Here is a 12,620-nt window from a genome sequence, read left to right as displayed (position 1 = left end):
TTTAAAATTTTCTTTTAACGTTTCAAATTTTTTAGATATTTTGTAATAGAATATTGTAATAGCAAGGAGATCTGCACTTCCACCTGGACTTATTCTATTTTTAATATATTTTTTCTCCAGGTCATGGAAAATTTCACTGCTATTTTCCATATATATTCCACCCTTATCAAAAATATCCTGCATCTCTTTTTTTACTTTCTCAAGCATCTCAAAATCATGTCTGTAGACTATTGTACTGTCCATAACTTTTCCCATTAGAAAGATAAGAGTTTGCAGTGCAGCAAGGTTAAAATTCTTTGTTTTTTCTATAGTTTCAGTAAAAACTTGCAGTGAGCCGTTAAATACTATATCTAAGCCATTTCCTATCTCTCCTCTAATTCCTGTAAACCCATGCTCAACAAATAGTTTTTCTCCATGAGTAAGAGGCTTAGAAGGATTAATATTGTCAAAGTCTTTAAGTATATCCTTAGTCATCTCAGTAATTATCCCTTTAATATCAGAAAATTCTTTTTTCTCATATAGGGCTCTAGCAGTACTGCTAATAGCAATTCCTAAAAGGAAAATCATTCCCTTATGTGTATTGACATTATTTGTAGCATCAAACATATCTACTTCTGCCTCTTTACCTATTGCACGAAGTTTTTTAAATGCAATATCAAGAGGAAGTGGTGAGTATATTGTTTCAGCCATTCTCTTAAGACCATGTTTTATTGCAAAAGAGCTGTCTAAAAATGTAAAAAAGTCCATATCTTTATGAGCACCTTTTGTAAGAGGAGAAACAAGTCCAAAAGATGGATAACTCGAAACCTCATATATCATTCCTTCAAGGGCTGTGTCAGCTAGAAGAGATGCTATTTTTTCTCTTTTTATTATATGTTTTTGAAATTCAATATATTTAGATGTGATAAAATCTTTTATTTCACTGTGAGAATGTTTCATAGTTCTTCCACAGACAAAAGCCAGCTCGTCACATAGCATACATTTTCTTTTTCCTTTACCAAATTGCTGTCTAGACATTCCATTGCCATTTTCATCATAGACATCAATATCAACACATCTTCCTAAAATATGTTTTTCTTCAAGCTCCATAGTTTGAAGTTTTACATTTTTTGGAGTATCATTTATAATGAAGAGATGTATTTTTCCTTCAAGATTATCAATGATTTTATGGAATACAATAGATGTTTCAAATAGAAGTGAAATTTCATTAGCCATAATATCTGAAATTTCATTAGCTACAGGTTCTTTTTTATTTTCACCTGGATAGTTAGTTCTTACAGTGAGAAGTGGAAACTTATACTGAGAAATCAGATTGTTTTGATATTCCACTCTATCCTCTCTGTCTTGTAAAAATTGATTTATATCAAACATAATTAATGTGGAGAATTTTCAGATTTTAGTTTTTCTCCAATCTCCTTTCCTTTAGGACTGATTAAAAAATTATATGTTGTTTCAGGAACAAGATCTTTTATCTCCTGAAGTCTGTCATTTTTCATATATTCTCTTACTAGAGATGCACTTATAACATTGTCATTAAGCTCTTTTCTTGGAACTACTACTACTTCCATATCATATTCCGGAAGTATTTTTTCAAGAGTTTTATTGTATGTATCAGTAACCTTACATAGAGGTTCTTCACCTACATATCTTTTGTTAATATTCAGTTTTTTACCAAATTGCACTCCACAAATTGCAGAATCAAGCTTAGTATACTCCTCTAAAGTATCATCTTCTTTTCTTAGGAAATAATTTGGGAATGTAGCAGAAGATATAAGATACTCAGTACCAGGTATTACTTTTACATTTTTTAAGTGAGCTGTTCCTTTTTGAACAAGTTCATATCTGTCTTTAAAAGGGAATGATGATTTATCTTCCTGAACGACAAAGATTAGAACCTCTTCATTTTCTGAAGCAGCTTTTTCAATTAAATATAGATGCCCTAATGTAAATGGGTTACAGTTCATAACAGCCATTGCTCTTTTTTTAGATATATCAATATCAAATTTTTTAATTATTTTAGCAATTGTTTTATCAACACTTTTATTTCCCATTTCCATAAGGATAACTTTATCTGTATGTGCCACCTCTTTGTATCCCATTCCTTCAAAAAGGGATTTGTTAGGTGTCTTAGTAAATACCATATTATGAAAATATCCTTCATCAAACATCTGATTGATTGCAGGAGTTAAAATTTGAGTTGCAATTCCCTCACCTTGATGGGAATTATCAATAGCAAAACATTTGATAATGTTTTTTTCTTTAGAAACAGTAGCTATAACTTTACCATCTTCTCTGGCAGCTACTGTGTAGTCAACTCCTTTGTCATATTTAAGATCAAATGAATTTAAAAATTTTTCAATTTCCTGTTTTTCAACAGGGTTACTCATATTGATTTTATCTACAGTCACACTATTCCTCCTATGCTAAAAAAAGGGACGACAAAAGAAGAAAATTCTTTTTAAGTCATCCCCATATTATTTTATTTTTATATTTATAAATTAATTTGTTTCTACTACTTTTTCTTTAATACTGTTAAGTTTACCAGATATATCTCCAATATATCCAGAAAATACCTGTTTAGAAAGCTCTAAGACTCTATTTCTGTCAATAGCTACAAGGGAATAAACAGAACTTTCACCTTCCCATTGTCCTCTTTGACTTGAGTTTTTAACTGCAAGTTCTACAGTGTAATTAACTAAGTCTGTCATAACAGGAGTAATGATTCCTCTTGTATAGTTATCAGTATTAAGTAAAAATGAATCAAAATTTATCTTAACTTCTTTTTTTAGTTTTTCTTTTAAAATATCTTTTGCATTCTTATTAGCCTTTGCCTGTGCAATAAGTCCACCACTTTTATCAAGACTTGCTGCTCCAACTGCAAATATTTCATTTTCAGGATTAACTTTAGCTGCAATTTGTTCCTGAAGAGAAACAGGTACAGCAGGTTGTCTTGCTGGTAGAGCATCATCAATAAAATCCCCTATTGACGTACATCCAGCTAGTAGCATTAAGAATGTAGAAAATAATAACAAAAATTTTTTCATAAAAAATCCTCCCATAGTAACAATTTTTACATAAATAAGTATATGTTAAACTTCTCCATTTTAGTGCATTTTGTTAAATAATTATCTACTTCATTTTATAATATTAATCTAATAAAAGCAAATAAATATTGAAATAATTTGAAAAATCCTATAGAATTAATTATTAAGGAAGATAAATAAGGAGGCAGAAATGGGCTTTTTTTCTTTAAGTAAAAAAAATTTTTCTTTAAATGGTAGAAAAAAATATGTAACATTAACAATAGAAAATAAAGAGGAAGATAAACAGAAATTAGAGGCAGGAAAACATATAGATAATAATCCAACAGGACTTTGGACTAAGTGCCCATCTTGTCAGGAAATTCTATACCGTGAAGACATAGAAAAGAATTTAAAAAGATGCCCTAAATGTGATCATTATTTTGAAATGACAGCTTGGGAAAGAATAAATTTATTAATTGACGAGGGAACATTTGTAGAGGAAGATAAGTATTTGAGATCAGAAAATCCACTTAATTTTCCAGGATATTCAGAAAAAAATAAAAAAAATCAGGAAGATTGCCAAATGATTGAAGGAACAATATCAGGAACTGGAGAGATTGGTGGAATAAAAGTAAGTATAGCTGTAATGGATTTCAAATTTATGGGTGGAAGCATGGGATCTGTAGTTGGTGAAAAGGTAACAAGAGCTATGGAAAGAGGTCTTAAGGAGAAAATACCAGTAATCGTGGTAGCTACATCTGGAGGAGCTAGAATGCATGAAGGGCTTCTATCATTGATGCAGATGGCAAAAACCTCTGCAGCAGCTGAAAAGTTAAGAAATGCTGGAGTGCCATATATTGCCATTCCAGTAAATCCTACAACAGGAGGAGTTACAGCATCATTTGCAATGCTTGGAGATATAATAATTAGCGAACCTAAGGCAACAATTGGTTTTGCAGGAAGAAGAGTTATTGAACAGACTATTAAGCAGAAACTTCCTGAAGAATTTCAGACAAGTGAATTTTTATTACAATGCGGTATGGTAGATGTGATAACTACTAGAGACAATATGAAAGAAACATTACATACTATACTTAGCAATCTAGTTGGATAACTTGCAGGAGGTTGATATAGGTGGAATTAGAATTTGAAAAAGAGATAATAGAATTAGAAGAAAAAATAACTGAGCTTAAAAAATTTGCTGAGGAGCAGGAACTTGATCTCAGCGATAAAGTAGAAAAATTACAGAATTTAAGAGATGAAAAGCTAAAGAATATTTATAAAAACCTAAGTACATGGGAGAGAATATTTGTAGCTAGACATCCAGAAAGACCCTATACATTAGATTATATAGAAAATATAGCAACTGACTTTGTGGAACTTCATGGAGATAGAGTCTTTGGAGATGACCCGGCAATAGTTGGTGGTCTTTGTAAAATAGATGGAAAAAAAGTTATGATAGTTGGACATCAAAAAGGAAGATCAACAGAGGATAAAATATATCGTAATTTTGGTATGGCAAATCCAGAAGGGTATAGAAAAGCATTGAGACTTTTTAAAATGGCAGAACGTTTTAATATTCCAATAGTATGTTTTATAGATACACCAGGAGCTTATCCTGGAATGGAAGCTGAAGAACGTGGGCAGGGAGAAGCTATTGCAAGAAACCTGATGGTAATGAGTGGAATCAAAGTTCCAATTGTATCAATAGTAATTGGAGAAGGTGGTAGTGGAGGAGCTCTAGGACTTGGAGTTTCTGACAAGATTTTTATGCTTGAAAATGCTGTATACTCTGTAATATCACCAGAGGGATGTGCAGCAATACTATATAAAGATGCATCAAAAGCACCAGAAGCAGCAGAAAACTTAAAGATTTCTGCACAAAGTTTGCACAAATTGGGAATAATAGATGGTATAATTGAAGAGCCTTTAGGAGGGGCACATAGAGATTATAAATGTGCAGCAGTTAACCTAAAAAATGTCATTTTGTCATCATTTTCTCAATTGGAAAAATTATCAGTGGAACAACTCTTAGAAAACAGGTATAATAAGTTTAGACAAATTGGTTCTTTTATTGAGAGTGAGAATTAAAGGAGAGGTTATTGACGATGATAAAGAAAATAGCAATATTGACAAGTGGAGGAGATGCTCCTGGAATGAATGCTGCTATTAGAGCTGCAGCAAAAACAGCTATGGCAAAGGGAATGAAAGTATATGGTATCCAAAGAGGATATATGGGTATGCTAAATGATGAAATTTTCCCTATGGATGGTGGATATGTATCTGGTATTATTGATAGAGGTGGTACTCGTTTACTAACTGCAAGATGTCTAGAATTCAAAGATCCAAAATTCAGAGCAATAGCAGCTCAAAACCTTAAGAAGAGAGGAATAGAAGGATTAGTTGTAATTGGTGGAGATGGATCTTACCATGGAGCTGACCTTTTATCAAAAGAACATGGAATAAAAGTTATAGGTATTCCTGGAACTATAGATAATGATATTAAGGGAACAGACTTTACAATTGGATTTGACACATGTTTAAATACTATATTAGATGCTGTATCTAAAATTAGAGATACTGCAACTTCACATGAAAGAACAATACTTGTAGAGGTAATGGGAAGACATGCAGGAGACTTAGCCCTTCAAGCTTGTATAGCAGGTGGAGGGGACGGACTTCTAATACCTGAAATGGACAACCCAATTGAACTTTTAGCTTTCCAAATTAAAGAGAGAAGAAAACACGGAAAACTTCACGATATAGTATTAGTTGCTGAAGGTGTTGGAAAAGTTCAGGATATTGAAAACGCACTTAGAGAAAAAATAAATACAGAAGTAAGAAGTGTTGTACTAGGTCACGTTCAAAGAGGTGGAACACCATCTGGATTTGACAGAGTACTAGCTACAAGAATGGGAGCTAAAGCTATAGAATTATTAGAAGCAGATGAAGCTGGAGTAATGGTAGGATTAGAAAACAACCAACTTATTACTCACCCAATTTCATATGCATGGGATGGAAAAAGAAACTATGACTTTAGACCTGACTATGAATTAGCTTTACTTTTAGCAAAATAGTTAGATACCAAAGGGGGAATTAGCATGGTAGATAATGTATTAGAATTTGTAAGAAAAACAAGAAGAAAAAATAAGATTAAAAGAGAGATTGAAGATAACGATAGAAAAATAAGAGACAATAGAAAAAGAGTTGATCTTTTATTAAATCTTAAGGACTATTTAAAACCTGACATGAGCTATGAAGAGATCATAGATATCATTGATAATATGCAATCTGACTATGAAGATAGAGTAGATGACTATATTATAAAAAATGCTGAACTTGGTAAAGAAAGAAGAGAGATTAGCAAAGCCATTAAAGAGTTCAAAAAAAATATAAAAGAAGCTTAGTTCAAATATCAAAGACCTGCCTTTAGGTGGGTCTTTTTTGTTTTTTATCTTTTGAAAGATAGTGTAAAATATGATAAAATATTACTAAATAGATATAGATAGGAAATCTTCATTAAGGAGGAAACATATAAATAAATGGCAACTAGAAGTTTGGAAAGATTAATAGATCAATTTAATAAGCTTCCAGGAATTGGAAGAAAAACAGCTGCGAGACTGGCTTTTCATGTTTTAGATATGAGAGAGGAAGAGGTAATAGAGTTTATAAATGCACTTAAAGATGCAAAAGAGGTTATAAAAAGATGCCCTAAATGTGGAGATTTTTGTGAAAAAGACCTTTGTGATATCTGTGCAGATGAAGAAAGAGATAGAACTACAGTATGTGTAGTGGAAGATAGCCGTGATATAGTTTCATTTGAAAAGATGGGAAAATACAAAGGGCTGTATCATGTATTAAATGGAAAAATAGCTCCACTAAATGGAATAACTCCAGATAAACTTAATATAAAATCACTTCTTGAAAGAGTTGCAAATGATGGAGTGGAAGAGGTAATATTGGCGTTGAATCCAGACCTTGAGGGAGAGACAACAGCTCTTTATATAAATAAACTTTTGAAACCATTTGGAATAAAAATAACAAAGATTGCCAGTGGAATACCAATAGGTGGTAATATAGAATTTGCTGATAGTGCAACTATTTCAAAAGCACTTGATGGTAGACAGGAAATGTAGATAGAATAAGAGGTAAAAATGATAGAAACACCAAGAGGAAATAGAGTGCATATTGCACTATTTGGAAGAACAAATGCAGGAAAATCAAGTCTTGTAAATAAAATAACAAATCAGAATATATCTTTAGTATCTGATGTGAGAGGAACTACAACTGATCCAGTGTATAAGGCCATGGAACTTTTACCAATAGGTCCTGTGGTATTTATAGATACAGCTGGAATAGATGATGATACACAGATTGGTGCTTTAAGAATTGAAAAAACTCTTGAAGTATTAAATAAAATGGATGTAGGGCTTCTTATAATTTCAGCTAAAGATATTATAGAAAATAGACCACTTGATTTTGAAAAAGAGTGGCTGGATAAAATTAAGAAGAAAAATAAACCTTATATTGTTGTTATAAATAAGACAGATCTTGTAGTTGATAGAGATAAATTTGAAAAAGCTGTTGAAGAAACTAAGAAAAATTGGGATACAGAAATCATACCTATAAGCAGTTTAAAAGGAGAAGATATCCAGCTATTAAAGAAAAAGATAATAGAGCTGGCTCCTAAACTTGTGACTGAAGAAACACTTATAGGGGATAAAATAAATCAAGGAGATAAGATTCTTTTAGTGGCGCCTCAGGATATACAGGCACCTAAAGGAAGACTTATACTTCCGCAGGTACAGGTAATAAGAGATATACTTGATAATGGTGGAATACCAACTGTAGTAACATTGGGAAATCTTAAAAATGGGTTAAATATTTTTGATGGAAAACCAGATCTTGTTATTACTGACTCACAGGTATTTGCAAAAGTAGATGAAGTTTTAGATAAAAATATCCCTTTGACATCTTTTTCCATAATTATGGCAAGAGCAAAGGGTGATTTGGAGATTTTTTATAGAGGAGCAAAGAGGATAAATACCCTAAAAGCTGGAGATAAAGTGCTTATAGCAGAAGCCTGCACTCATCATCAGATGAAGGGAGATATAGCAAGAGAAAAGATACCTATGCTTCTTGAAAAAAAAGTACCAGGAATTATAATTGATAACTGTTCCGGAAAGGATTTTCCTAAAAATTTAGATGAATACTCTTTAGTAATTCACTGCGGTTCATGTATGCTAAATAGAGCTGAAACAATGAGCAGAGTAGAAAATTGTGAAGAAAATAGAGTTGGAATAACAAATTTCGGAATGACAATAGCAGAATTAAATGGTATCCTGGATAGAGTAACAGAAATTTTTAACTTGAAAATATAAACTCTTTAGAAGGAGGGATTAATTATGAAAAAACTGATAGCAATATCAATGCTTATATTAGGAACATCTTCTTATGCAAGTTGGTGGGGACATCTGGATGGTGGAATTAGAGCTGCTATAATCGGTGGATCTGCTGTAATACTTCATGAGGGGTATCAGAATAGTGAGATTAAACACCAAAGAGATTTGGATCAATTGGATACTCAAATAAGAAGAGATTATGAAACAAGAGCAGTAGCTGAAAATGCACATAGAAAATATAGTGGTTCAGGAGTACCAGCAAGACTTCAGACACCAACTGCAAATAATTATTGTAGACAGGGATATAAAAATGTTAGTACCAGAACATCTAATGGAGGAAAAATAATTTTTTCTGACGATAAAACACAGATAATTGAGATGTCTGATGGTACTAGAATAATATTAAATCAATAGTAGTAATAAAAAAACGAGGTTGTTGCATTTCTAGAAATGCAACGCCTCTTTTTTGATGGAGGAAGGATGGAAGTAACAAGAGAGCTTGCAGCAGATATTGTAATAGAAATGAAAAAAATAATAGGGAAAGATATAAACTATATTGCAACTGATGGGGAGATAATAGCAAGTACAGATAAAAAAAGAATTGGTACCTATCATCAGGGAGCTTTAAAAGTAATTAAAAGCAAAAAAGCTTTAATAGTTGAAAATAATGAAGAGTATGGTGGAACAAGAGAGGGAGTAAATCTGCCAGTAAAATTTGAAAAAAGTATAGTTGGAGTTATTGGAATTTCAGGGAAAAAAGAGGATGTTGAAAAATATGGTCAGATAATAAAAAAGATGACTGAAATATTAATAAAGGAAGCATATATGAAAGAGGAACAGGAAAATACTTTGGAATATGAAAAGATACTCCTTGAAAATATTCTTTTACCTGAAAAGTATATGCATAGAACTATAACTCTTTCTAAAAATATAGAAGAGATGGAGATAAAAGAGGATGGAACAGTAATAGCAGTTGAGCTTAGTGGTTTTGATACTCTTATTAAAGGTAAAAGATGCATTGAGATAGTTAGAAGAATAGTAAAAGGAGAAAAAGGTTACCTTATGGTAAATCAGGGGACAGTTATTTTACTATTTTTTAAAAAGAATAGAAAAAAAATAGAGAAAGTTTTAAAAAAGATAAGTGATAATTTAATTAAAAATGATAATATTGGTTCTGTTTTTGGTATTGGAAAAAGTAAGAAAAATCTGACCTTATTGCGAGAGTCTTATTTAGAAGCCATGGAATCATTGGAATGGAGTCTAAAAAATCATCAAGATTTATTTTTTTATGAAGATATGGGGATAGAGCTTATTTTAAATAATACTCCAAATGATATCAAAGAAAACTTTTTAAATATGGTATTTAAAAATCTTACCATAGAAGAATTAAATGAATATAGGGAAATATTATGCACATATGAAAAACATAATGGTTCTCTAGATAGGATTTCAAAAGAACTTTTTATACATAAAAATACACTTCAATATAAGATAAATAAACTTAAGGAAAAAAATGGATTAGATATGCGTAAATATAGAGACTTTACAATTTTAAAAATTGCATTTATGTGCTATGTATAGTCTATAGACTAAAAAAGATAATAATTTTAACTTATTTTTTGTTTTATGGAACATTGTAAAAAAACCTTGAGGTTACTATAATTAAACTGTATTAAATTAATAGAACAGTATTTGTTATATGTAGAACGTGTACTAAAATAAAACGTATACTCAAGGGAGGAAAAATGGTAACAGTAACAGCACTAGGTGCAATAATTGGACTTGTAATAGCAATATTACTGATAATGAAAAAGGTTAATCCAGCTTATGCTCTTATATTGGGATCTATAATTGGTGGACTTGTAGGAGGAGCAACTATTAAAGAGACAGTTGGACTTATGATGGCAGGAGCTCAAGGAATGATTCCTGCAATTTTAAGAATTTTAACAGCTGGTGTTTTAGCAGGAGTGCTTATAGAAACAGGTGCTGCTAAGAAGATAGCAGAAACTATTGTTTCAAAACTTGGAGAATCAAAAGCAATAGTTGCAATTGTACTTTCAACTACAATATTAACTATGGTTGGAGTATTTATAGACGTTGCTGTAATCACAGCAGCACCAATAGCTATGGCAATAGCAAAAAGAACTAAACTTTCAAGAACTGGAGTATTAATTGCTATGGTAGGCGGAGGAAAAGCGGGAAATATCATTTCTCCAAATCCAAACACTATTGCAGCTGCCGATTCTTTTAACGTTCCATTGACATCTGTTATGGCAGCAGGAATAATTCCAGCTATCTTTGGAATAATAGTATCTATAATAATAGCGAAACTTTTATCTAAAAAAGGTACTATGATATCTGAAGATGAGATAAAAGAGGAAAATGATGATGTAGATAAATCATTTTTTGCTGCAATAGTTGGTCCGTTAGTTGCTATTTTATTACTTGTATTAAGACCTTTATGTGGAATAGTAATAGACCCATTAATAGCACTTCCTGTAGGAGGACTTGTAGGATGCTTTGCAATGGGACAAATGAAACACTTTAATAATTATTGTGCATTTGGACTTAGTAAAATGGTGGGAGTAGCAATACTTCTATTAGGAACAGGTACTTTATCAGGAATAATTGCACACTCTGCTTTAAAGACAGTATTGACTGAATTTTTAGCATCAACTGGAGCACCTGCATTTATTTTAGCTCCACTTGCTGGAATTTTGATGTCAGGAGCGACAGCGTCTACTACTTCAGGGACTGCTGTAGCAAGCCAGGTATTTGGACCAACACTTTTAAGCCTATCTGTACCAGCATTAAATTCAGCAGCAATGATTCATTCAGGTGCAACTGTTCTTGACCATTTACCACATGGAAGTTTTTTCCATTCAACTGGAGGAAGTGTTAATATGGATATGAAGGAAAGACTTGCACTTATACCATTTGAATCTTTAGTTGGACTTACTCTTGCAGTAGTATCAACAATCATATATGGAATACTGTTTTAAGGAGGAAGTATGAAGATAGTTATAGCACCAGATTCGTTTAAAGAGAGTATGACAGCCAAAGAGGTGTGTGATGTAATAGAGAAGGGAATGAAGAAAATTTTCCCTGAAAGTGAATATGTAAAAGTTCCCATGGCAGATGGAGGAGAAGGAACTACGCAATCTCTTGTCGATGCAACTTGTGGGAAGATGTACTTTGAGGAGTGTGTTGGCCCTTTGGGAGAAAAGGTACAGGCAAAATTAGGTCTGCTAGGAGATGGAACAACAGCTGTACTTGAAATGGCAAGTGCAAGTGGACTTGAGCTTGTACCAAGAGAGAAAAGAAACCCTATGATAACAACAACTTATGGAACTGGAGAACTTATAAAAAAAGCTTTGGATTTAGGTGTAGAGACTGTTCTTATAGGAATAGGAGGAAGTGCTACAAATGATGGTGGAGCTGGGATGATTCAAGCTCTAGGTGGTAAGCTTTTAGATAAAAATGGATGTGAGATAGGTTTTGGAGGAGGAGAACTTAAAAATCTTGAAAAAATAGATTTAAGTGAAGTTGATCCAAGAATAGCAAAAACTAAATTTATCGTTGCATCAGATGTTCAAAACCCTCTAACAGGAGAAACAGGTGCATCAAATATATTTGGAAGACAAAAAGGTGCAACAGAAGAGATGGTAGTAACTCTTGATAACAATCTAAAAAAATATGCTTCTCTTATAAGAAGGGATATAGGAGTAGATGTTGAAAATGTACCTGGAGCTGGAGCTGCTGGAGGATTAGGAGCAGGGCTTATGGCTTTTTTAGGAGCAGAACTAAAAAAAGGAATAGAGATAGTTATTGAGTATTCAAATCTTGATGAGAAAGTAAAAGGAGCTGACCTTGTAATTACTGGAGAGGGAAGTATAGACGGGCAGACAAGATTTGGGAAAACACCATATGGAGTAGTTTTAGTTGCAAAAAAATATGGAATTCCAACTTTAGCTTTAGCAGGTGGAATAGGTAAAGATATAGATGTATTATACGATTATGGATTTGATGCTATATTCTCAATAATGCAAAAAGTAGAGCCACTTGAAGATGCAATAAAAAATGGAAAAATAAATATGGAAAAAACAGCTGAAAACATAGCTAGATTTATAAAAGCAATGAAAAAATAAAAAAATTAATAGGAGCTGTTGCAAATCTATCCTAGAAATGCAACAGC

The 12,620-nt window shown here is 32.2% G+C and carries 13 protein-coding genes; 10 read left to right on the top strand and 3 right to left on the bottom strand.

Translation table 11 applies throughout. The features are described 5' to 3' along the window. The 3 genes from citX to IX290_RS09645 form a co-directional block, all read right to left on the bottom strand. The coding region (citX, locus tag IX290_RS09655) for a citrate lyase holo-[acyl-carrier protein] synthase (RefSeq protein WP_211492997.1) at positions 1-1,371 on the bottom strand (1,371 nt) is incomplete at its 3' end. 2 nt (positions 1,372-1,373) lie between these two features. Further along, positions 1,374-2,408: a [citrate (pro-3S)-lyase] ligase gene (gene citC, locus IX290_RS09650; protein WP_211492996.1), complete on the bottom strand. Its 1,035-nt coding sequence runs from the start codon at positions 2,406-2,408 to the stop codon at positions 1,374-1,376. 90 nt (positions 2,409-2,498) lie between these two features. Further along, positions 2,499-3,044: a hypothetical protein gene (locus tag IX290_RS09645; protein ID WP_211492995.1), complete on the bottom strand. Its 546-nt coding sequence runs from the start codon at positions 3,042-3,044 to the stop codon at positions 2,499-2,501. 190 nt (positions 3,045-3,234) lie between these two features. Here IX290_RS09645 and accD point away from each other — a divergent pair, with 190 nt between their 5' ends. From accD to IX290_RS09595, 10 genes are all read left to right on the top strand, one after another. Next, entirely contained in the window at positions 3,235-4,137 is a 903-nt protein-coding gene (gene accD / locus IX290_RS09640; RefSeq protein WP_211492994.1) for an acetyl-CoA carboxylase, carboxyltransferase subunit beta, read from the top strand. Between the two features lie 20 nt (positions 4,138-4,157). Continuing rightward, complete coding sequence (locus IX290_RS09635) at positions 4,158-5,114, top strand: acetyl-CoA carboxylase carboxyltransferase subunit alpha (protein ID WP_211492993.1); 957 nt, start codon at positions 4,158-4,160, stop codon at positions 5,112-5,114. A gap of 17 nt (positions 5,115-5,131) precedes the next feature. Beyond that, entirely contained in the window at positions 5,132-6,100 is a 969-nt protein-coding gene (pfkA, locus tag IX290_RS09630) for a 6-phosphofructokinase (protein WP_211492992.1), read from the top strand. A 24-nt stretch (positions 6,101-6,124) separates the two neighbouring features. Beyond that, positions 6,125-6,430, top strand: a complete 306-nt coding sequence (locus tag IX290_RS09625) for a DUF496 family protein (RefSeq protein WP_211492991.1) — start codon at positions 6,125-6,127, stop codon at positions 6,428-6,430. Positions 6,431-6,565: 135 nt separating this feature from the next. Beyond that, on the top strand, positions 6,566-7,159 hold the full coding sequence (gene recR, locus IX290_RS09620; protein WP_211492990.1) for a recombination mediator RecR: 594 nt from the start codon (positions 6,566-6,568) through the stop codon (positions 7,157-7,159). An 18-nt stretch (positions 7,160-7,177) separates the two neighbouring features. Further along, entirely contained in the window at positions 7,178-8,404 is a 1,227-nt protein-coding gene (hydF, locus tag IX290_RS09615) for a [FeFe] hydrogenase H-cluster maturation GTPase HydF (RefSeq protein WP_211492989.1), read from the top strand. Positions 8,405-8,428: 24 nt separating this feature from the next. Further along, the gene (locus IX290_RS09610; protein ID WP_211492988.1) at positions 8,429-8,839 is read left to right on the top strand and encodes a hypothetical protein; all 411 of its coding nucleotides are present in this window, start codon (positions 8,429-8,431) and stop codon (positions 8,837-8,839) included. Positions 8,840-8,905: 66 nt separating this feature from the next. Then, a complete protein-coding gene (locus IX290_RS09605) occupies positions 8,906-10,006 on the top strand; it encodes a sugar diacid recognition domain-containing protein (RefSeq protein ID WP_211492987.1) in 1,101 nt (366 codons plus the stop codon). Between the two features lie 164 nt (positions 10,007-10,170). Further along, positions 10,171-11,427 carry an SLC13 family permease gene (locus tag IX290_RS09600; protein ID WP_211492986.1) on the top strand — a complete coding sequence of 419 codons (1,257 nt, stop codon included), beginning with the start codon at positions 10,171-10,173 and terminating at the stop codon, positions 11,425-11,427. Positions 11,428-11,436: 9 nt separating this feature from the next. Beyond that, entirely contained in the window at positions 11,437-12,573 is a 1,137-nt protein-coding gene (locus IX290_RS09595; protein WP_211492985.1) for a glycerate kinase, read from the top strand. Positions 12,574-12,620 lie beyond the last annotated feature (47 nt).

The organism is Fusobacterium sp. DD2, assembly GCF_018205345.1.
In the GTDB taxonomy this organism is placed as follows: Bacteria; Fusobacteriota; Fusobacteriia; order Fusobacteriales; family Fusobacteriaceae; genus Fusobacterium_A.
This window is presented reverse-complemented; position numbering and strand designations above follow the sequence as displayed.